Raw genomic sequence first — 20,002 nt, 5'->3', positions numbered from 1 at the left:
TCGGCAGGTTACGGATTATTAAGGAAAAAGGTGTTGCATTCCGTTCAGCGCGGTGATTGAATCCTGAGCCATGCGCCCGGGGAACCGTCTCATCGCCATCTGTGCCGCCGTCGGACTGGGTCTGGCGAGCGTCAGTGCGTGGGCCGGTGAAGTCCGCCAGGTCCTGCTGAACACCGGCGCCACCGGCACCCGTGCCGAGATCTCGCTGGTCGGCAGTGGTGGCTACAAGACCCTGTCGCTGGCCGGGCCGAACCGCCTGGTGGTCGATTTCCCGGACTCCAGCGCCATACGCAACCTGAAGATGCCGGCCGCGCAGGGCGTGGTCACGGCGGTGCGTACCGGACAGCCGGTTCCGGGCACGTTCCGTGTCGTTTTCGACCTCGCTGAATCGGTGGCGCCGTTCCGCCCGCAGATGCAGCGCGAGGGCAATGAATCCAAGCTGGTGATCGAATGGCCGGGCGATGGCCCGGCCGTGGCCGCCAGCCGGCCGGCGGTGACCCCGGCGGTGCAGCCACAGGCGCCCGCCAGCACGCCCGCGCCGACTCCGGCCGAGAGCGCGCAGTCGCGCAATGACGCCGCGCGCGCCACCGCGCTGCTGACCGCACAGGTGCAGCAGCAGGCCAGCGCCGCTGCAGCGACCCCGGCCACGCCGACGCCGGCACCGTCCACCGCACCGGCGCAGGTCGCTGCGGCAGGTACCGCGGCCAGCAGCACGCCGTCCTCTTCACCGGCCGCGATCCTCGCCGGCCAGCGCACCGCTGCGGTGGTGACCACGCCGCCGGCCACGGTGCCCGCGCCGGCGCCAACGCCAGTGGAACCTCCACGCCCGGCCATGCCCAGCGATGCCTCGCGCATCCGCATGCAGGCTGGCATGCGCCACCTGGTGGTGGCCATCGATCCGGGCCACGGCGGCCAGGACCCGGGTGCGATAGGCCCGACCGGCAAGCGCGAGAAGGACGTCACCCTGGCGGTGGCACGCGAGCTGGCGCGCCAGGTGAACGCGACGCCGGGCCTGAAGGCCTACCTGACCCGCGACAGCGACGTGTTCATTCCGCTGCCGATGCGTGCGCAGAAGGCGCGTGCGAACAAGGCCGACATCTTCATCTCGATCCACGCCGATGCGGCCGAAAACCGCTCGGCCACCGGTTCGTCGGTGTATGTGCTGTCGACCAAGGGGGCTTCCTCGCAGCGTGCGCGCTGGCTGGCAGACAAGGAAAACGCGGCCGATCTGGTCGGTGGCGTGCGCCTGCAGCAGACCGAAGGCACGCTTGCCAACGTGCTGCTGGACCTGGCCCAGAGCGGCTACATGAAGGCGTCCGAGGACGCAGCCGGCCACGTGCTGGGCGGCCTGAAGCGGATCGGCAACAACCACAAGCCGAACATCGAGCGCGCCAACTTCGCGGTGCTGCGCACCTCGGACATGCCGGCGATGCTGGTGGAAACCGCGTTCATCTCCAACCCGGATGAAGAGCGCCGCCTGATCGACCCGGCCTACCAGCGCAAGATCGCCGGTGCGGTGCTCGATGGCGTGCACACCTTCTTCAGCCGCCAGCCGCCGCCGGGCACGCTGTACGCGGCCCGCGCCCAGGCCGAGATCGACGCTGCAGGCACCATGGCCGGCGGCAGCAAGTAACCCGCCGAAGGCGGGTTTCTGCTTTCTGTAGAGTCGAGCCGCGCTCGACTGGGCCTTGCCGGTAACCCGCCGGTCGAGCATGGCTCGACTCTACCCAGGGCCGCTCCGTTATCATCCCTGCATGACGTCTGCTGCCCATCCGCGCCCGATCCGGCCATTGCCGGACATCCTGATCAACCAGATCGCCGCTGGCGAAGTGGTCGAACGTCCTGCGTCCGTGGTCAAGGAACTGGTCGAGAATGCGATCGATGCCGGTGCCAGCCGCGTCGACATCGATCTTGAAGAAGGCGGTGTGCGCCTGATCCGCATCCGCGACAACGGCAGCGGCATCGCGCCGGAGCAGTTGCCACTGGCGGTCTCGCGCCATGCCACCAGCAAGATCGCCGACCTGGATGATCTTGAATCGGTGGCCACGCTCGGTTTCCGGGGGGAGGCGCTGCCATCGATCGCCTCGGTCAGCCGCTTCACCCTGGCCTCGCGCCGCGCGCACGACGAGCATGGTTCCGCGCTGCAGATCGAAGGCGGCAAGATCGGTGAAGTCACTCCGCGTGCGCATGCACCGGGTACCACCGTGGAAGTGCGCGAACTGTTCTACAACGTGCCGGCGCGGCGCAAGTTCCTGCGCGCCGAGCGCACCGAACTGGGTCATATCGAAGAGTGGCTGCGTTCGCTGGCACTGGCGCGGCCGGATGTCGAACTGCGCGTGTCGCACAACGGCAAGGCCTCGCGCCGCTACAAGCCGGGCGATCTGTATTCCGATGCGCGGCTGGCCGAAACGCTGGGCGAGGACTTCGCCAACCAGGCCGTGCGCGTGGACCACAGCGGTGCCGGCCTGCGCCTGCACGGGTGGATTGCACAGCCGCATTATTCGCGTGCCAGTGCCGACCAGCAGTACCTGTACGTCAACGGCCGTTCGGTGCGCGATCGCAGCGTCGCCCATGCGGTGAAGATGGCCTATGGCGACGTGCTGTACCACGGTCGCCAACCGGCCTACGTGCTGTTCCTGGAACTGGACCCGACCCGGGTCGACGTCAACGTGCATCCGGCCAAGCACGAGGTGCGCTTCCGTGATTCGCGGCTGGTCCATGATTTCGTCTACCGCACGCTGAAGGACGCGCTGGCCGACACCCGTGCCGGCATGTCGGCGCAGGAGATCGGTGCCGTACCTGCGCATCCGGTGGATGCGTCCGCGACACCGATGGCGTCCAGCGCAGGCGCTTCTGGATTCGGACTGGTGCGCGGTCCTGCGCCGGGTTCCGGCTCAGGCGGCGGGGGGGGATTCTCAGGCTGGCGGCCGCAGCAGCCGCTGGGCCTGCAGGTGGCCGACGCCCCGGCCGCCTATGCCGCGTTGTATGCCGCACCGTCCGGTGCCGAACGCGGGGCGACGCTGCCGCCGATGCCGAGCGAGAATGGACTGCCGGTGACCAGCGCCGATGCGGGCGTGCCGCCGTTGGGCTATGCGATCGCGCAGCTGCACGGCATCTACATCCTGGCCGAAAACGCCGAAGGCCTGATCGTGGTCGACATGCACGCCGCGCACGAGCGCATCGGCTACGAGCGCCTGAAGAATGCGCACGATGGCATCGGCCTGCAGTCGCAACCGCTGCTGGTGCCGATCACCCTTGCCGTGGGCGAGCGCGAGGCCGACACCGCTGAAAGCGAAGCCGAAACGCTGGCCGCGCTCGGCTTCGAAGTGACCCGTGCCGGCCCCGGTTCGCTGCATGTGCGCAGCATTCCGGCGCTGCTGGCGCATGCCGAGCCGGAAGGGCTGCTGCGCGACGTGCTGACCGACCTGCGCGAACACGGCCAGAGCCGGCGCGTGGCGAGTGCGCGCGACGAACTGCTGTCGACCATGGCCTGCCATGGCGCGGTGCGCGCCAATCGGCGCCTGACCGTTCCGGAGATGAACGCGCTGTTGCGCGACATGGAAATCACCGAGCGGTCCGGCCAGTGCAACCATGGCCGGCCGACCTGGGCCCGTTTTTCACTGGCGGAGATCGACCGCTGGTTCCTGCGCGGACGTTGAGGGGAGCATCGATGCGTTATCGGGGAATGGGCGGGCTGCTGGCCGCCATGGTGTTGGCTGCCTGCAGCCCGGCGACACCGCCGGCGCCGACGGTCACTGAAGATCCGGCCTTTGCCGCCGCGCAGCAGCAATGGCGCGTGGCGCGCTACCAGGACCTGACCCGGCCCGATGGCTGGACGGCGCTGGTCGGCCTGCATTGGCTGCAGAACAAGTCGCACTTCGTCGGCAGCGGCGCCACCAACGGCATCCGCCTGGCGGTCGGCCCGGGCAAGCTGGGCCTGCTGCGCCGTGAGGGTACCCAGTGGTGGTTCACGCCGGAGGCCGGTGCCGAGGTCAGCAATGAGGGCCAACCGGTACGCGGTCGTATCCGCGTCGACACCGACAAGGATGCACAGCCGACCCTGTTGTCTTTCGATGCCGGCAAGGGCCAGCTCAGCATCATCCGCCGTGGGCCGCGCGATGCACTGCGGGTCAAGCACGCCGATGCGCCGGCACGCCGCGATTTCGCTGGCCTGGAGTACTGGCCGGGTGGCCCCGACTGGCAGGTGCAGGCACGCTTCATCGCGCACCCGCCGGGCAAGACGCTGCCGATCGTCGACATCACCGGCCTGACCACCGAGATGCCCAATGCGGGCGCGGTCGAGTTCCAGCGCGATGGCCGCAACTGGCGTCTGGAAGCGATCGGTGCCCCCGGGCAGCCGCTGTTCCTGATCTTCGCCGACCGCACCAGTGGCCGCGGCAGCTATCCGGCCGGCCGCTACCTGGACACCGATGCACCCGCTGCCGACGGCACGGTGCGCATCGATTTCAACCATGCCTACAACCCGCCGTGTGCATTCACCGCCTACGCGACCTGCCCGCTGGCGCCACCGGAAAACCGGCTGGACCTGCGCGTGGAAGCGGGCGAGAAGGCCTACCACCTGCCTGAAGGAGAAGGCTGAAATGCCGATCAGAGACCTGTTCCGTGCCGCTACCCTGCTGCTGGCCTGCGCGGTCGCACCGCTGGTTGCGGCGCGCAATGCGCCCGCCGTTGACCCGGCCGCTGCCGCCGCCGCTGCCAAGCCACCGGTGCCGCTGCTGTGGAAAGTGACCGGTCCAGGCGATTCGCGCCTCTATCTGCTCGGTTCGTTCCATCTGCTGAAACCGCAGGACTATCCGCTGTCGCCGGATGTCGAACAGGCCTTCGAGGCCTCGCAGCGCATTGTGTTCGAGCTCTCGCCGGAAGACATGCAGTCACCGCAGCTGGCCAGCCGCATGGTGCAGGCGGCGGTCCGCACCGATGGCAGCGAACTCAAGCGCGACCTGGATGCGGCCACCTGGCAGAAGCTGCAGGCGTTCGCGGCGCAGAACGCGCTGCCGCTGGCGCAGATGCAGGGCATGAAGCCCTGGTTCGTTGGCCTGAGCATTTCGATCGGGCAGATGCAGAAGCTGGGCCTGGACCCGGCGCTGGGCCTGGATCGCCATTTCATGGAGCGTGCGCAGAAGACCGGCCGCAAGACGGCCGGCCTGGAAGACATCGATACGCAGATCGGCATGCTCGATGGCATGACGGTGCAGGAACAGCGGCAGATGCTGTCCGAGGCGCTGGACCAGGCGGGCAAGGGCGATGAGCAGGCGCGCCTGCTGCACGATGCCTGGCGCCGGGGCGACGAACGCCTGTTGTGGACCAAGATGGCGGCGGAAATGCGCCAGCAGTATCCGCAGCTTTACCAGCGCATCAATACCGGCCGCAATGACGCATGGGTGCCGAAGCTGCTGCCGTACCTGCAGGCCGGGCAGGGCGGAACGCTGGTGGTGGTCGGCACGCTGCACCTGCTCGGCAACGATGGCGTGGTCGAGAAGCTGAAGGCCAAGGGCTACAAGGTCGAGCGCGTGTGCACGGGGTGCAGGGCCAAGCGCTGAGGCATCGCGGGCGCGATGCATGAAAAAAAACGGCGCGCCCAGGGCGCGCCGTTTTCGTATCCACCGCGGTGATGGCTCAGCGGCGGGTCTTGCCGCCGGTGCCGCTCCCCGGTTCGTTGGGCTTGTTGCCGGTGCCGGTGCCGGTACCCGTTCCGGTGCCGCCCGGGCGCGGGCCACCGAAACCGCTGCCCATGCTGCGCTGGAATTCCTGCCACAGCTCCAGGTTGCGCTCGGTCAGCTGGTTCATCATCGCCCACGGGGTCTGCCCCAGCAGGTTGCCCATCTGCTGGCGGAACTGCTGCTGCTGGTCGAGGAAGACCTGCATGCTGCGCTCCAGGTAATTGCCCATGAAGCCCTGCAGGGAATCGCCGTAGAAGCGGATCAGCTGGCTCAGCAGCTGGGTGGACAGCATCGGCTCGCCGTCCTGTTCCTGGTCGGCGATGATCTGCAGCAGGACCGATCGAGTGAGGTCGTCGCCGCTCTTGGCGTCGCGGACTTCGAAGTCTTCACCGTCCAGGATCAGCTGGCGCACGTCCTCGATGGTGATGTAGCTGGAGATCTCGGTGTCGTAGAGACGGCGGTTCGGATACTTCTTGATGATGCGGGTCGCAGCCATGAAGCGGTACTCGTCACAGTAGACGCGCAGCATGGCGCAGTGCAGCAGCCGTTGCAACCGCCTCAGCCCCCGCCAGGCTTGGCTTTCGGCGGCGATCATGTTGCGCAGCAAGGGTTTGCGTGCTGCGCAGCATGACTCTTGGCAGGGGCCGGCGGCGTTCGCCGTGACGGTCCGCTGCGCGGCTTACCAGCCCATGTGGTGGCCGCCGTTGATGTCCAGGTTGCTGCCGGTAATCCAGGCGGCCTCGTCGGCCACCAGGAAGCACACGCCGTAGGCGATTTCCTCCGGCTTGCCGAGGCGCCCGGTGGGGATGTCGGCGATGATCTTGGCGCGCACGTCCTCCGGCACCGCCATCACCATGTCGGTCGCCACGTAACCGGGCGAAATGGTGTTGACGGTGATGCCGAAGCCCGCGTTCTCGCGGGCCAGCGAGATGGTGAAGCCATGCATGCCGGCCTTGGCGGCGGCATAGTTGGCCTGGCCGTACTGGCCCTTCAGGCCGTTGATCGAGCTGATCTGGATGACCCGGCCCCAGCCGCGGCGGCGCATGCCCTCGATAACCGGGCGGGTGACGTTGAATACCGAATTGAGGTTGGTGTTGATCACATCGTGCCACTGGTCCACGCGCATGCGATGGAAGGTGGTGTCACGGGTGATGCCGGCGTTGTTGACCAGGATCTCGACCGGGCCCAGCTCGGCCTCGACCGCGCGTACCAGCGCTTCGGCGCTGCCGGGGTCGGAGACATCGCCGGGGAAGATCGACACCGTGTAACCGCGTTGGGTCATCGCCTGCTGCCAGGCACGTGCCTTGGCTTCGTCGCGGTAATTGGTGGCGACCCGATGGCCCTGGTCGGCCAGTCGTTGGCAGATGGCGGTACCGATGCCGCCGGTTCCGCCGGTGACCAGTGCGACGCGAGATGTCATGGAATGCTGTCCGGGTATCAGGTGGGGGAAGGGGGATTCTGCAACATCGGCGTGGAAAGTGCGCCGGGCGGCAACAGGATGTCGGTGCGCGGCAGGCGCGCCGGGTCGAAGGCCCGTTGCGCCGAGGCCAGCAGGGCATCCAGATCGTGTGCCTGCTCCAGCGCCGCAGGGGCCTGGCCGAGCAGCTGCCAGAGCTGGCGCAGCACCGGCAGCGGGCGCGCACTGTCCACCGGCAGCGCCGCCAGCGACTTCGAGAGTTTGTGGCCTGGCGCGTCCAGCAGCAGCGGCAGGTGCCAGTAGCGTGGCACCGCAAGCCCCAGTGCCTGCTGCAGCAGGATCTGCCGCGCGGTGGAGTCGAGCAGGTCGGCGCCGCGCACCACTTCGGTCACGCCCTGCGCAGCGTCGTCGACCACCACCGCCAGCTGGTAGGCCCAGCAGCCGTCGGCACGGCGCAGCACGAAGTCGCCGACTTCGGCATGCACGTCCTGCTGCTGCGGGCCGCGCAGTCCATCGTCGAACTGCACGACGCTGCCGGCCGGTACACGGAAGCGGACGGCGGGGTCCGGTCGAGCCTGCCGCGCGACGCAGCGATGGTGGATGCCGCCACTGGCGGCCAGTTCGCTGCGGCTGCAGTGGCAGATGAAGGCCAGGTCGCTGGCCAGCAACACATCCAGTGCGGCCTGGTAGGCCCCGCCGCGGGTGCTCTGCCAGAGGATCGGACCATCGTGGACCAGGCCGAACGCGGCCAGTGCCTGCAGTTGCGAATCCGCTGCACCGGGTACGGTGCGCGGCGGGTCGACGTCTTCGATGCGCAGACGCCACAGGCCGCCGTGATGGCGGGCGAGCAACCAGCTGCCGAACGCGGCGAGCAGGGATCCGGGGTGGAGCAGGCCGGTCGGCGAGGGCGCGAAACGCCCGGTGGGAATAGGGGAGGTCATGCTGGCTGAATCGTCGGTCAGGTTGGCGCTTGAATTCAAGCTGACCACACCGCAAATTGACCGATATCGACCCCTTCCGAGCCGGATTTTCCCATGTTCACCCGTATAGCCCTCTTCCTGGCCACGAACTTTGCCGTGCTGATCCTGGCCAGCATCGTGATGTCGCTGTTGGGAACCGATCCCAGCAAGATGAGCGGCCTGCTGATCATGGCCGGCATCTTCGGTTTCGGTGGTTCCTTCATCTCGCTGCTGCTGTCCAAGTGGATGGCCAAGCGTTCCACCGGTGCGGTGGTGATCACCGAGCCGCGCAACCAGACCGAGCGCTGGCTGCTGGCCACCGTCGAGCGCCAGGCCAAGGCCGCCGGCATCGGCATGCCGGAAGTGGCGGTGTATGAGGGCCCGGAGATCAACGCCTTCGCCACCGGTGCCAACCGCAACAACGCGCTGGTGGCGGTGTCCACCGGCCTGCTGCACAACATGAGTGAGGACGAGGCCGAAGCGGTACTGGGCCACGAGATCGCCCACGTCGCCAACGGTGACATGATCACCATGGCGCTGCTGCAGGGTGTGCTGAACACCTTCGTGATCGTGCTGGCCCGCGTGGTCGGCGGCATCATCGACAGCGCGCTGTCGGGCAACCGCGAAGGTGGCGGCCGCGGCTTTGCGTACTACATCATCGTGTTCGTGCTGGAGATGGTGTTCGGCCTGTTCGCCACCATGATCTCGATGTGGTTCTCGCGCCACCGCGAGTTCCGCGCCGACGCCGGCGGTGCCTCGCTGGCCGGCCGCCAGAAGATGATCGCCGCGCTGGAGCGCCTGCAGCTCAACCACGGCCAGAGCACGCTGCCGACCCAGATTGCCGCGTTCGGTATTGCCGGTTCGACGGCGAAGAAGCTGTTCATGAGCCACCCGCCGCTGGAAGAGCGCATCGCCGCGCTGCGGGCGTCGACGGTGGCGTAAGCCTCCGTACTTTCACGGTAGTGCAGGAACGCCTGGCCCCGCGCCGGGCGTTTTTGTTTGCGCGCCGACGCATGGGTGGCGCCGGGCAGGACCCGGCGAGAGTCATTTCCGCGACCGCGGAGGGGTGTCACTTTCTTTGCGCGCAAAGAAAGTAACCAAAGAAACGCTCCGCCAGCCGCGAGCCGTCGCTACGCGCCGGTACCCTGCGCTTCTCGGCGAATCAGGGGACGGCGCCGAACTCGCTGCGCTCAAACATCGGCGCCTCTTCGCCCCTGATTCCCCTGCGATGCTCGGCTCGCTCAAGGCGGACTGGAAGATCAACGGCAACAGCATCCACGCATGGCGTGGACCTACTGGGTGCAGCTGTGGCATTTGACCTTGGGTCCGCCTTGAGCGAGCCGAGCACCGCAGGTCCGGCGAGGGCGAAGAGGTGCGGGTGTCTGAGCGCAGCGAGTTCCCGCACCGTCCCTCGACGAACCGAGGAGCGCAGGGTACCGATGCGCAGCATCGGCTCGCGCCCCGGCGGCGTGTTTCTTTGGTTACTTTCTTTGCACGAGCAAAGAAAGTGACACCCCTCCGCGGTCGCGGAAACGAATCTCCCAGCGCACAAACGAAAACGGCACCTCGCAGGTGCCGTCTCCATGAACCGCAACTACGCGCAGATCAGAACTTCGCGTCGAACTCCGCCGCGTAGCCAGTGTTCACCAGCACCTTCTGCAGCGACTCGGCCACCTTCAGGTTGCCGGCCACGATCTGGTGGGTCTCCGGGCCGCGGTTGTCCATGCGGCCCAGGGTCGCGCCCTTGAAGTCGCAGACCTTGCCGCCCGCTTCGCGGACCAGCAGCAGGCCGGCGGCGATGTCCCACGCCTTCACGCCGGCCTCGAAGTAGGCGTCGGCACGGCCGCAGGCCACGTAGGCCAGGTCGAGCGCGGCCGAACCGGTGCGGCGGATGTCCTCGCCGTGCACCAGCAGGGCGTCGACCGCCTTCAGCTGGGCACTGGCGCGGGCGCGTTCGCGCGGGGCGAAGCCGGTGTGGATCATGGTGCCGTCCAGGTCCTTGCGGTCGGCCACGCGGATGCGGCGGTCGTTCAGCACGGCACCGGCGCCGCGGCTGGCGGTGAACAGCTCATTGCGCAGCGGGTCGAAGATGACCGCATCGGTCGGTTCGCCGTTCTCGACCAGCGCGATCGACACGCAGTAGTGCGGCACGCCACGCAGGTAGTTGCTGGTGCCATCGAGCGGGTCGATGACCCACATCTGGCGACGTTCGCCCTGCACGCCGCCTTCTTCGCCGAAGATGCCGTATTCGGGGTAGGCGCGCTTGAGTTCCTTGACGATGACCTTTTCCGCGTCCGCATCCACTTCGCTGGCGTAGTCCATCCGGCCCTTCTGCACCACGTTCAGTGCCTCGAGCTTGTTGATGTTGCGCAACAGGACGTTGCCGGCGAGGCGGGCGGCCTTGACCATGACGGTGACGGCGGGTTTCTGCATGGCGTGGGCTCCCGGAAAGGCAGAAGAGATGGACTGGCGGGGGAAAAGAGCAGGTCCGGCGCAGTGGCCGGCCGCACAGTTTACCATTGGTCATCGTCCAGCTCGACCTTTTCCCTGTTCATGTCCCAGTTTCCTGCCGCCACCCGCCTCCGATTCGTTCTGGTCGGTACCCAGCACCCCGGCAACATGGGGGCTGCCGCCCGCGCCCTGAAGACCATGGGCCTGGCCCGCCTGGTGCTGGTCGCCCCCGAAAAGCCACTGGACGAGGAGGCCTTCCGCCGCTCGGCCGGTGCCGAAGACGTACTGGGGGACGCCCCGGTGGTGGCCACCCTGGCCGAGGCGGTGGCCGACTGCCGGCTGGTGCTGGGCTGCACCGCCCGGGCCCGACGCGTCCAGCTGGAGGAGTACCTGCCGGCCGACGCCGCTGCGCGCGCAGTGGCCAAGGCGGGCGAGGGTGCCGAAGTGGCGCTGGTGTTCGGCCGCGAGCGCACCGGCCTGACCAACGAGGAACTGCAGCTCTGCCACGCCGCGGTGCACATCCCGTCCGATCCGGAGTTCAGCTCGCTCAACCTGGCCGCGGCCGTGCAGGTGCTGGCCTATGAAACGCGCATGCAGCTGCTGGGCGCACAGCCGGCGGCCGCGGCAGAGCCGGGCTTCCGCGAGCAGGTGGCCAGCCATGAGCAGATGGAGAGCTTCTTCGCCCAGCTTGGCGATACCCTGGACGAGATCGATTTCCACAAGGGCCGCGCCCCGGAATCGGCGATGCGCAAGCTGCGCCGCCTGTTCCTGCGCAGCGAGCCGAGCGAGCAGGAAGTGCGCCTGCTGCGCGGCATCCTCGCCGACACCCAGCGCATGGCGCGACTGGCGCAGGCGGGCAGCAAGGACAGCTGACGACGTTCTCATTTTTTCGGGTAGTCTGTCTGGATACCCAGGGGGGATGAAGCCTGTGTCGGGTCTGCGAAAGGCAATGCAGGGGGCACTGCTGAGCCTGGCCATGGTCCTGCTGGCCGGGACGGTGCGTGCAGCGCCGGACCCGGTGCTGGTGCTGGGCCGGATCAGCGATGATCCCAAGGCCCATTACGAGCAGCTGCAGCCCCTGCTGGATTATGTGGTGGCCCGCATGCACGACGTCGGCATCAGGGAGGGGAGGATCCTGATGGCACGCGATCCGCAGCAGATGGCCAGCTATCTGCGGCGGGGGCGGGTCGACTGGGTCACGGAAACGGCGGGCACGGCGGTGGCGCTGGGCCAGCGCAGCGGCGCAAGGCCCTTGCTGCTGACCGAACGCAATGGCGTGCGCGAGTACCAGACAGTGTTTTTCGTGCGCAACGACAGCCCGATCCAGCGCATGCGGGACTTGCCTGGGCATCGCCTGGCGCTGCAGAACACGGCGTCCACCAGCGCCTACCTGGTGCCGGTGATGACCTTGCTGCAGGAGGGGTTGTCGCCGCAGATCCTGGCCGGCGACTGGGACATGCCGGGGCGGGACAGCGTGGGGTATGTGTTCGCGCGCAGCGAGTTGAACATCGCGACGTTCGTGCACAAGGGGGTGGTCGACGCAGGCGCGGTGAGCAGCGTGGACTGGAACGACGAGCGGCGGGTGCCGGCCGCGTTCCGGCGCGATTTCCGCGAGCTGCTGCGCACCGAGCCGTACCCGCGTGCGGTGGAGATGGTCCGCTCCGACCTTGATCAGCGCGTGCGCGATCGCCTGCAGGAAGTGCTGCTGCAGGCGGCCAGCGACCCGCGGGCACAGGGAGCGTTGCATCGGTTTTTTGGCACTTCCGGTTTCCACCGTGTCGATGCGCATGCGCAGCAGCGGTTGGATGAATTGAAACAAGGATTGACGCGCGTGCGGATGGAAGTGGAATGAAGTGGCTTGGCTCTGGAATGCAGGCCCGGTTCCTGCTGGCGATGGGCGGAGCAATGCTCGTGGTGATCGCGATCCTGGCAGTGCTGCTGGGGCGCCAGACGGCGATGCAGGGCGAGGTGCGCAGCCTCAGTGGCGGTGTCATCCACGAGTTGTTCGATCGCAGCGTGCGCAGCCGCGGCGAGGCGATGGCGCGCGAGTTGTCCGACTCGCTGGCCAACCCGTTGTACTACCGCGACCTGGACCAGGTCGGCGCACTGGTGCGCGGTACCGCGCGGCAGCCGGTGGTGCGCTATGTCCTGGTGTTCGACGAACGTGGGCGGTTGGTGCATGACGGCTCGATCGAGGTCGCCGGCTTCGGCCAGCAGATGGCCGACCCGCTGGCGCCCAAGGCCGCCGCCGCACAGGCACTGGTGGTGCAGGAATCGCCCAAGGTGCTCGACAACACGATGCCGATCATGATCGGCAACCAGCGCATCGGCGGAGTCCGCGTCGGCATGGCGCTGGACGAAGTGCAGCAGCGCGAGCAAGCCGCCAATGCCACCCTTGGCGAACGCCTGCAGCAGGCCGGCAGCCGTCATCTGGGCTGGCTGCTGCTGATGCTGGGCCTGCTGGTGGTGATCGGCGTAGTGGTGATCCTGTACGTGCAGCGGACCCTGGTCGCGCCGATCCGTGATCTGGCCGCGGCCGCCCGCCGCATCGAGGCCGGTGACTACCAGACGCCGTTGGCGGAGAACACCCGCGATGACGAAGTGGGCGAACTGGTGCGTGGTTTTGCCCGCATGCGCGATGCGATCGCCCGCCATGACCGCGAAGTGCGGCACATGGCCTACACCGACGCGCTGACCGGATTGACCAATCGACTGGCCTTCCGCGAGGCACTTGACCATCGGTTGATGGCCGCGCGCGCGTCCAACCATCGGCTGGGCCTGCTGTTCGCCGACATCGACGATTTCAAGCGGGTCAATGACACCCTCGGTCATGAAGCCGGCGATGAAGCATTGCTGCAGTTCGCGCAGCGCATCGGCCGTGCGGTGACCGAAGCCGGTGGCGACGAGGCCCTGCTGGCGCGCTTCGGTGGCGACGAATTCGTGATCCTGGTTGGTGACGGTGACGTTGCTGCCAACGCGCGGCTGCTGGCCGAAGTGCTGGTACGCGAACTGGGCAAACCGCTGGTGGTGCAGGGCCGGGAGCTGTTCCTGGGCACGTCCATCGGCGTGACCCTGTTCCCGGACGATGCGGCGGATGCGACCACGCTGCTGAAGAACGGTGACATCGCCATGTACCAGGCGAAGATGGCCGGCAAGAATTGCTACCGCTACTACAGCCGGGCGATGGACCATGCGGTCGAGCGCCGCGTGCACATGGAGCAGGAACTGCGCGGGGCCTGGGAGCGCGGCGAACTGCGCCTGGCCTACCAGCCGATCTTCCGCATGCGCGACCGTCGCATGGTCGGTGTCGAGGTGCTGCTGCGCTGGCAGCATCCGACCCTGGGCACGATCCCGCCGTCGGTGTTCATCGAGGTGGCCGAGCAGAGCGGGCTGATCGAGATCATCGGCCCGAAGGTATTGCGCGCTGCGTGCATGGAGGCTGCGCAGTGGCCGCGCGGGGTGGCCGGGGACGACCTGTTCGTGTCGGTCAACGTGTCGCCGCGGCAGCTGCGGGGCGGCGAACTGCCGGCGCTGGTCGCACAGTGCCTGCATGAGTCCGGGCTGCCGGCTTCGCGCCTGCACCTGGAGCTGACCGAGACCGCGGTGATCGGCGATGAAATGGTCGCCGCGCAGCTGCTGGACAAGCTTCACCGGACCGGCGTGAAGGTCTGGCTGGATGATTTCGGCACCGGCTTCTCCGGGCTCAGCCATCTGCGCCAGGTGCCGGTGGACGGGGTGAAGATCGACAAGAGCTTCGTGGCCGACATGCAGCGTGATCCCGACGACCTGGCACTGACCACGGCGATCATCGCGATGGCCCACGCACTGGGCATCACCGTGGTTGCCGAAGGCATCGAGCAGCAGGCGCAGTTCGAGCTGCTGGCCCAGCGTGGCTGCGACCTCGGCCAGGGCTACTGGCTGAGCCACCCGGTGACCCCCACCGAAGTGGTGCGGATGATCGAATCGGGTCTCTGACCCGCGGCGGCGCCCGGTAGATCCACGCCATGCGTGGATGGTTTTTCCGGGCAGGAGCATCCACGCATGGCGTGGATCTACTGCTACACCGGGCGCTTGCTCGGATCGCCAGGCAGTTCGCGCACCAGCTTCGGGATCAGGTAACCGGACAGGCGTGCGGTGAGGCCGGCAATCAGCGCCTTGGCCTGGGTGTCGTCCACTTCGAAGTGGGCCACGCCTTCCACCTTGTCCAGCTGGTGCAGGTAATAAGGCAGCACGCCGGCGGCGAAGCTGCGCTCGCTGAGGTCCTGCAGGGCCTGCACGCTGTCGTTGACCCCGCGCAGCAGCACCGCCTGGTTCAGCAGCTGCGCACCCGTACCGCGCAGGCGCGCCATCGCCGCGTCCACGCTGGCATCGAATTCATTGGCATGGTTGGCGTGGACCACGATTGCCAGCGGCCACGGCAGGCTGCCCAGCCAGGCCAGCAGTTCCTCGTCCACGCGTTCGGGCAGCACGATCGGCAGGCGGCTGTGGATGCGCAGGCGGCGGATGTGCGGGATCGCGCGCAGTGCGTCGGTCAGTTCGACCAGCTTGTGCGTGGCCAGCGACAACGGGTCGCCGCCGGACAGGATCACCTCGTCGATGTCCGGATCGGCCGCGATGGCGGCGACCGCTTCCTGCCAGCCGCCCTTGGCCGCATTCTCCGCGCCGTAGTCGAAGTGGCGGCGGAAGCAGTAGCGGCAATTGATCGCGCAGCTGCCGGTGGCGACCAGCAGGGCGCGGCCGCGGTATTTCTGGATGACCCCGGTGGCCTTTTTGGCCGCACCATCACCCACCGCATCGAAGCTGAACCCGGGCGCCGGGCGCATTTCCTCGTCGATCGGCAGCACTTGGCGCAGCAGCGGGTCGGCGGCGTCGCCCGTGCGCATGCGGGCCACGAAGCCCTCGGGTACGCGCAGCGCGAACTGGGCGATGGCCGCTTCCGAGACGCCCAGCGCGGCCGGGTCCAGCTGCAGCCGGGCCAGCAGGGCGTGCGGGTCGCGCAGCGCCTGGCGCCAGAGCTGCTGCCAGCGCGCGGGCGCGCCTGGCGACTGGGGCCGGGGGAAGGCGGAAAGCTGCATGGAGAGGGGGCCTGCGGTTATCATGGGGGCAGAAAAACTGTCGCCCACCGGCCTTCGGTGGGCTTTCCATTCTAACGGCTCGCCGCACCCGCGGCGTTTTTGCCACTCAGGAGTTTACGCATGGCCAGCTACGGCATGAACGACGTCAAGAACGGGATGAAGATCCTGGTCAACAACCAACCGGCTGTCATCATCGACACCGAATACGTCAAGCCGGGCAAGGGCCAGGCCTTCACCCGCGTGAAGTACCGCCTGATCAAGGACGGCCGTACCCAGGAAGTGACCATGAAGTCGACCGACTCGCTGGATGCAGCCGACGTCGTCGATACCGACATGAACTTCATGTACAGCGACGGCGAGTACTGGCACTTCATGGACCCGGAATCCTTCGAGCAGGTCCAGGCCACCAAGGCCGGCATGGGCGGCGCCGAGAAGTGGCTGAAGGGCGAAGAGTCCTGCGTGGTGACCCTGTGGAACGGCGAGCCGATCTTCGTGCAGCCGCCGAACTTCGTCGAACTGAAGATCACCGAAACCGATCCGGGCGTCCGTGGCGACACCTCGGGCGGCGGCGGCAAGCCGGCCACCCTGGAAACCGGCGCCGTGGTCCGCGTGCCGCTGTTCGTCAACCAGGATGAAATCATCAAGGTTGATACCCGTTCGGGCGAATACTCCGCACGCGTCAAATAAGGTTCCGGCCGTAGTCCGACCTTACTGTAGTGCCGGCCGCTGGCCGGCAACCCCGCGGCCTCGAGGGCTGCGGGACGGCGCCGGGCATCGCCCGGCGCCATGACCACGATCCATCCCCGATGGATCGTAGGCCCGCCACCCCCCCCCAGCCAGTGAGCCCGCATGAGCGATAGCCCGCACCTCCCCGAAGCCTGCGACCTGCTCATCGAAGCCGGCTATGTCGTTCCGATCGAGCCACATGCGGTGGTGCTGGAGGACCATGCCGTCGCCGTGCGTGGCAGCGAGATCGTGGCCATCCTGCCGCGCGCCGAGGCCCGCGCGCGCTTCCGCGCCGCCCAGGTGGTCAGCCGCCCCGAGGCCGCGCTGATGCCGGGCCTGGTCAACGCGCACACCCACAACCCGATGACCCTGCTGCGCGGCGTCGCCGACGACCTGCCGCTGATGACCTGGCTGCAGCAGCACATCTGGCCGGTGGAAGCGGCGGTGATCGGCCCCGAGTTCGTCGCCGACGGCACCACGCTGGCCATCGCCGAGATGCTGCGTGGTGGTACCACCTGCGCCAACGAGAACTACTTCTTCGGTGACGTGCAGGCCGCGGTCTACAAGAAGCACGGTTTCCGCGCGCTGGTCGGCGCGGTGATCATCGATTTCCCCACCGCCTGGGCCAAGACCGACGACGAGTACTTCGCCAAGGCCGGTGAACTGCATGACCAGTGGCGCACCGATCCGCTGATCGGCACCGCGTTCGCGCCGCATGCGCCGTACACCGTCAACGACGCCAACTTCGAGCGGGTGCGGATGCTGTCCGACCAGCTCGACATGCAGGTGCACCTGCACACCCACGAGACCGCGCAGGAGATCACCGATTCGATCAAGCTGCACGGCCAGCGCCCGCTGGCGCGGCTGGACCGGCTTGGCCTGGTCAACGACCGCCTGATCGCGGTGCACATGACCCAGCTGACCGATGCGGAAATCCACCTGTGTGCCGAGCGCGGCGTCAGCGTGGTGCACTGCCCGGAATCGAACCTGAAGCTGGCCTCCGGCTTCTGCCCGGCCTGCGCCCTGCAGCGCGCAGGCGTGAACCTGGCGATCGGCACCGATGGCTGCGCCAGCAACAACGACCTGGACATGTTCAGCGAGAACCGCACCGCGGCGATCCTGGCCAAGGCCGTGGCCGACGATGCCACCGCGCTGGATGCGGCCACCACGCTGCGTGCGTCCACGCTGGGCGGTGCGCGCGCGCTGGGCTTCGGTGACCGCATCGGCTCGATCGAAGTCGGCAAGCAGGCCGACCTGGTCTGCGTCGACCTGTCCGCACTGGAAACCCAGCCGCTGCACAACGTGCTGTCGCAGCTGGTCTACGCCACCGGCCGCCAGCAGGTCAGCGATGTCTGGATTGCCGGCAAGCCGAAGCTGGTGCAGCGCGAGCTGGTCGGCATGGACCTGCCGGGCATCATCGCCAACGCGCGCCAGTGGCGCGAGCGCATCCGTCATATCCGCGCCTGAACCTTGGCGCTGCAAGGACTCCCTCATGACTGCCCCCCCCGCTTCTTCCAATTTCGATCAGGCCGAGCTGAACAAGTTCGCCGCGCTGGCCAACCGCTGGTGGGACGCTGACGGCCCGCAGAAGCCGCTGCATGCGCTGAACCCGGTGCGGCTGAAGTACGTGGCCGACCGCGTGCCACTGCGCGGTGCGCGCGTGCTCGACATCGGTTGCGGTGGTGGCCTGCTGAGCGAGGCATTGGCGCAGGCCGGTGCCGACGTCACCGCCATCGACCTGGCCCCGGAACTTGTCAAGGTCGCGCGCCTGCATGCGCTGGAAAGCAGCGCCACGGTCGATTACCGCGTGCAGGCCGCCGAGGACCTGGCCGCCGAGCAGCCGGGCAGCTTCGACGTGGTCACCTGCATGGAAATGCTTGAGCACGTGCCCGACCCGGGCGCGATCATCGAGGCCTGCAAGCGCCTGCTGAAGCCGGGTGGCCATCTGTTCCTGTCCACCATCAACCGCACCGCGGCGGCCTTCGCAGTGGCCATCGTCGGTGCCGAATACGTGGCGCGGCTGCTGCCCAAGGGCACCCACCACTACCAGGAATTCATCAAGCCGGCCGAACTGGCGCGCTGGCTGCGCGAGGCCGACATGCAGCTGGTGGATGTCAGCGGCATGGCCTACGAGCCGTGGCGCAACCATGCCCGCCTGAGCAGCCGCACCGACATCAACTACCTGGCCTACGCGGTCAAGCCGGCATGACCACGGCCGGCTTCCCGCGCGCGGTGCTGTTCGACCTGGATGGCACCCTGCTGGACAGTGCGCCGGACTTCGTCGCCACCTGCAATGCGATGCTGGCCGAGCGGGGCCGTGCGCCGATCGATCCGGCGCTGTTGCGCCCGGTGGTGTCGAAGGGTTCGCGGGCGATGGTGTCGGCGGCCTTCCCGGAACTGGATGCCGCCGCGCGCGATGCGCTGATCCCGGAGTTCCTGCAGCGCTACGAAGCGCTGATCGGCCAGCATGCGGTGCTGTTCGATGGCGTGGCCGGCATGCTGGCGGCACTGGATGAGGCCGGTACGGTGTGGGGCATCGTCACCAACAAGCCGGAGTACCTGGCGCGCCTGATCCTGCCGCAGTACGGCTGGCAGCAGCGCTGCGCGGTGCTGGTCGGCGGTGACACGCTGGCCGAACGCAAGCCGCATCCGCTGCCCCTGCTGCACGCCGCACAGGCCATCGGCATTACCGCCGAAGATTGCGTGTACGTGGGCGACGACGAGCGCGACATCCTCGCCGCGCGTGCCGCCGCCATGCCCTCGGTGGCGGCGCTGTGGGGCTACCGCCTGCACAGTGACGACCCGCTGGCCTGGCAGGCCGACGTGCTTGTCGAGAACGCCGGACTTCTGCAACTGGCCAGCCTCTGGCCGACCCGGCCGGCAGCCCCGGCCCAGCCGTAAGGAATGACGTAGTGAGCAGTACCGCGCTGGACAGTTTCCTCGACAAGTGGCGCAGCCGCTGGCCGGAATGGTCGGTGGCCGCGCCGTTCGTGGCCGAATCGCAACGCGAGATCGCGGTCGCGTGGTTCGCGCTGCTGCAGGAATTCGACGACATGCTCAACACCGGCGGCGATCCGTTGCCGGCCGACGCCAAGCTGGCCTGGTGGGGCGAGGAACTGCGCAGCTGGGCTGCGCATCGTTCGCGCCACCCGCTGGGTCGCCTGCTGGAGCCGGCGCGTGCACCGTGGGCGCAGCTGGCCGAGGCGCTGCCGGATCTGGTTGAAGCGCGCACGGTCGCGCTGGATGCGGCCGGCGCCGAACGCGCACTGGCCAACTATTCCGACGCGGTGGCGGCGGTGGAAGCGGCGTTGTTCAACGACAAGCCGCGTACCGGTGCCGGTCGTGCGGTGCAGCTGCAGACCCTGGCCCAGCGTCTGCAGGATGCCGGCGTGGCGGGCGTACCGCGCAGCCTGCTGGATGAGGACGCCGGCACGGCCGCGCAGCGTTGGGCGCAGTATCTGCTGAAGGGCTGGGGCACCCGTGTGCCGGGCCCGCGCCCGCGCCGCGTCTGGTCAAGCCTGGCGCGCGCCCGCGTGGCCGCACAGGCTGCGGGCAAGCCGATCGAGGCCACCCCGGTGCGCACGCTGCTGCGTGTGTGGTGGGCCGCGCGCGGTTGATTGATTCGGGTGGGTGCGGACCTTGGTCCGCACGCTCTTCGAGATTGTGCCGACCAAGGTCGGCACCCACCAAGGC

At 68.1% G+C, this 20,002-nt stretch carries 18 protein-coding genes; 13 read left to right on the top strand and 5 right to left on the bottom strand.

Annotated features, from left to right (window positions below; genetic code table 11):
• The first annotated feature begins 70 nt into the window (after positions 1-70).
• The 4 genes from VN11_RS15050 to VN11_RS15035 all read left to right on the top strand — a co-directional run bounded on the left by VN11_RS15050 (position 71) and on the right by VN11_RS15035 (position 5,561).
• Positions 71-1,633, top strand: coding sequence for an N-acetylmuramoyl-L-alanine amidase (locus VN11_RS15050; protein ID WP_053450335.1), 1,563 nt, complete (start codon positions 71-73; stop codon positions 1,631-1,633).
• Between the two features lie 121 nt (positions 1,634-1,754).
• Positions 1,755-3,659, top strand: a complete 1,905-nt coding sequence (mutL, locus tag VN11_RS15045) for a DNA mismatch repair endonuclease MutL (RefSeq protein WP_053450334.1) — start codon at positions 1,755-1,757, stop codon at positions 3,657-3,659.
• Positions 3,660-3,670: 11 nt separating this feature from the next.
• Positions 3,671-4,600, top strand: a complete 930-nt coding sequence (locus tag VN11_RS15040) for a DUF1684 domain-containing protein (protein ID WP_053450333.1) — start codon at positions 3,671-3,673, stop codon at positions 4,598-4,600.
• Between the two features lies 1 nt (position 4,601).
• The gene (locus tag VN11_RS15035; protein WP_053450332.1) at positions 4,602-5,561 is read left to right on the top strand and encodes a TraB/GumN family protein; all 960 of its coding nucleotides are present in this window, start codon (positions 4,602-4,604) and stop codon (positions 5,559-5,561) included.
• A 76-nt stretch (positions 5,562-5,637) separates the two neighbouring features.
• On the opposite strand, the gene phaR is transcribed toward VN11_RS15035, so the two are convergent.
• The 3 genes from phaR to gluQRS form a co-directional block, all read right to left on the bottom strand.
• Complete coding sequence (phaR, locus tag VN11_RS15030) at positions 5,638-6,177, bottom strand: polyhydroxyalkanoate synthesis repressor PhaR (protein ID WP_053451352.1); 540 nt, start codon at positions 6,175-6,177, stop codon at positions 5,638-5,640.
• A 183-nt stretch (positions 6,178-6,360) separates the two neighbouring features.
• Positions 6,361-7,101, bottom strand: a complete 741-nt coding sequence (gene phbB, locus VN11_RS15025) for an acetoacetyl-CoA reductase (RefSeq protein ID WP_053450331.1) — start codon at positions 7,099-7,101, stop codon at positions 6,361-6,363.
• Between the two features lie 17 nt (positions 7,102-7,118).
• Complete coding sequence (gluQRS, locus tag VN11_RS15020) at positions 7,119-8,039, bottom strand: tRNA glutamyl-Q(34) synthetase GluQRS (RefSeq protein WP_053450330.1); 921 nt, start codon at positions 8,037-8,039, stop codon at positions 7,119-7,121.
• 93 nt (positions 8,040-8,132) lie between these two features.
• Here gluQRS and htpX point away from each other — a divergent pair, with 93 nt between their 5' ends.
• Positions 8,133-8,999, top strand: a complete 867-nt coding sequence (gene htpX / locus VN11_RS15015) for a protease HtpX (protein WP_049457138.1) — start codon at positions 8,133-8,135, stop codon at positions 8,997-8,999.
• A gap of 663 nt (positions 9,000-9,662) precedes the next feature.
• Here the strand turns inward: htpX and VN11_RS15010 are convergent.
• Complete coding sequence (locus tag VN11_RS15010) at positions 9,663-10,490, bottom strand: inositol monophosphatase family protein (RefSeq protein ID WP_004153814.1); 828 nt, start codon at positions 10,488-10,490, stop codon at positions 9,663-9,665.
• A 120-nt stretch (positions 10,491-10,610) separates the two neighbouring features.
• Here VN11_RS15010 and VN11_RS15005 point away from each other — a divergent pair, with 120 nt between their 5' ends.
• Genes VN11_RS15005 through VN11_RS14995 form a run of 3 tightly spaced genes read left to right on the top strand, consistent with a single transcriptional unit; the run spans position 10,611 to position 14,483 of the window.
• Positions 10,611-11,381, top strand: a complete 771-nt coding sequence (locus VN11_RS15005) for an RNA methyltransferase (RefSeq protein WP_053450329.1) — start codon at positions 10,611-10,613, stop codon at positions 11,379-11,381.
• Between the two features lie 46 nt (positions 11,382-11,427).
• Positions 11,428-12,360 carry a phosphate/phosphite/phosphonate ABC transporter substrate-binding protein gene (locus VN11_RS15000; RefSeq protein ID WP_053450328.1) on the top strand — a complete coding sequence of 311 codons (933 nt, stop codon included), beginning with the start codon at positions 11,428-11,430 and terminating at the stop codon, positions 12,358-12,360.
• Positions 12,357-14,483, top strand: coding sequence for a putative bifunctional diguanylate cyclase/phosphodiesterase (locus VN11_RS14995; protein WP_053450327.1), 2,127 nt, complete (start codon positions 12,357-12,359; stop codon positions 14,481-14,483). Before VN11_RS15000 ends, VN11_RS14995 begins: the two co-directional genes overlap by 4 nt.
• An 83-nt stretch (positions 14,484-14,566) precedes the next feature.
• On the opposite strand, the gene epmB is transcribed toward VN11_RS14995, so the two are convergent.
• Positions 14,567-15,607, bottom strand: a complete 1,041-nt coding sequence (epmB, locus tag VN11_RS14990) for an EF-P beta-lysylation protein EpmB (RefSeq protein ID WP_148564985.1) — start codon at positions 15,605-15,607, stop codon at positions 14,567-14,569.
• Between the two features lie 96 nt (positions 15,608-15,703).
• On the opposite strand from epmB, the gene efp reads away from it, so the two are divergent.
• The 5 genes from efp (at position 15,704) to VN11_RS14965 (ending at position 19,926) form a co-directional block, all read left to right on the top strand.
• Complete coding sequence (efp, locus tag VN11_RS14985) at positions 15,704-16,270, top strand: elongation factor P (protein WP_006457340.1); 567 nt, start codon at positions 15,704-15,706, stop codon at positions 16,268-16,270.
• Positions 16,271-16,432: 162 nt separating this feature from the next.
• Complete coding sequence (locus VN11_RS14980) at positions 16,433-17,776, top strand: TRZ/ATZ family hydrolase (protein WP_006457248.1); 1,344 nt, start codon at positions 16,433-16,435, stop codon at positions 17,774-17,776.
• 25 nt (positions 17,777-17,801) lie between these two features.
• Positions 17,802-18,518 carry a bifunctional 2-polyprenyl-6-hydroxyphenol methylase/3-demethylubiquinol 3-O-methyltransferase UbiG gene (gene ubiG, locus VN11_RS14975; protein ID WP_053450325.1) on the top strand — a complete coding sequence of 239 codons (717 nt, stop codon included), beginning with the start codon at positions 17,802-17,804 and terminating at the stop codon, positions 18,516-18,518.
• Positions 18,515-19,210, top strand: a complete 696-nt coding sequence (locus VN11_RS14970; protein WP_053450324.1) for a phosphoglycolate phosphatase — start codon at positions 18,515-18,517, stop codon at positions 19,208-19,210. Before ubiG ends, VN11_RS14970 begins: the two co-directional genes overlap by 4 nt.
• Positions 19,211-19,221: 11 nt before the next feature.
• Complete coding sequence (locus VN11_RS14965; RefSeq protein ID WP_053450323.1) at positions 19,222-19,926, top strand: squalene/phytoene synthase family protein; 705 nt, start codon at positions 19,222-19,224, stop codon at positions 19,924-19,926.
• Positions 19,927-20,002: the final 76 nt, after the last annotated feature.

The sequence above is a fragment of the Stenotrophomonas maltophilia genome (assembly GCF_001274595.1).
GTDB lineage: Bacteria > Pseudomonadota > Gammaproteobacteria > Xanthomonadales > Xanthomonadaceae > Stenotrophomonas > Stenotrophomonas forensis.
This window is presented reverse-complemented; position numbering and strand designations above follow the sequence as displayed.

Excerpts from the sequence above, each read along its gene's own strand:
- VN11_RS15050 (WP_053450335.1), top strand. The coding sequence starts at position 71 with ATGCGCCCGGGGAACCGTCTCATCGCCATCTGTGCCGCCGTCGGACTG.
- mutL (WP_053450334.1), top strand. The coding sequence starts at position 1,755 with ATGACGTCTGCTGCCCATCCGCGCCCGATCCGGCCATTGCCGGACATC.
- VN11_RS15040 (WP_053450333.1), top strand. The coding sequence starts at position 3,671 with ATGCGTTATCGGGGAATGGGCGGGCTGCTGGCCGCCATGGTGTTGGCT.
- VN11_RS15035 (WP_053450332.1), top strand. The coding sequence starts at position 4,602 with ATGCCGATCAGAGACCTGTTCCGTGCCGCTACCCTGCTGCTGGCCTGC.
- phaR (WP_053451352.1), bottom strand. The coding sequence starts at position 6,177 with ATGGCTGCGACCCGCATCATCAAGAAGTATCCGAACCGCCGTCTCTAC.
- phbB (WP_053450331.1), bottom strand. The coding sequence starts at position 7,101 with ATGACATCTCGCGTCGCACTGGTCACCGGCGGAACCGGCGGCATCGGT.
- gluQRS (WP_053450330.1), bottom strand. The coding sequence starts at position 8,039 with ATGACCTCCCCTATTCCCACCGGGCGTTTCGCGCCCTCGCCGACCGGC.
- htpX (WP_049457138.1), top strand. The coding sequence starts at position 8,133 with ATGTTCACCCGTATAGCCCTCTTCCTGGCCACGAACTTTGCCGTGCTG.
- VN11_RS15010 (WP_004153814.1), bottom strand. The coding sequence starts at position 10,490 with ATGCAGAAACCCGCCGTCACCGTCATGGTCAAGGCCGCCCGCCTCGCC.
- VN11_RS15005 (WP_053450329.1), top strand. The coding sequence starts at position 10,611 with ATGTCCCAGTTTCCTGCCGCCACCCGCCTCCGATTCGTTCTGGTCGGT.
- VN11_RS15000 (WP_053450328.1), top strand. The coding sequence starts at position 11,428 with ATGAAGCCTGTGTCGGGTCTGCGAAAGGCAATGCAGGGGGCACTGCTG.
- VN11_RS14995 (WP_053450327.1), top strand. The coding sequence starts at position 12,357 with ATGAAGTGGCTTGGCTCTGGAATGCAGGCCCGGTTCCTGCTGGCGATG.
- epmB (WP_148564985.1), bottom strand. The coding sequence starts at position 15,607 with ATGATAACCGCAGGCCCCCTCTCCATGCAGCTTTCCGCCTTCCCCCGG.
- efp (WP_006457340.1), top strand. The coding sequence starts at position 15,704 with ATGGCCAGCTACGGCATGAACGACGTCAAGAACGGGATGAAGATCCTG.
- VN11_RS14980 (WP_006457248.1), top strand. The coding sequence starts at position 16,433 with ATGAGCGATAGCCCGCACCTCCCCGAAGCCTGCGACCTGCTCATCGAA.
- ubiG (WP_053450325.1), top strand. The coding sequence starts at position 17,802 with ATGACTGCCCCCCCCGCTTCTTCCAATTTCGATCAGGCCGAGCTGAAC.
- VN11_RS14970 (WP_053450324.1), top strand. The coding sequence starts at position 18,515 with ATGACCACGGCCGGCTTCCCGCGCGCGGTGCTGTTCGACCTGGATGGC.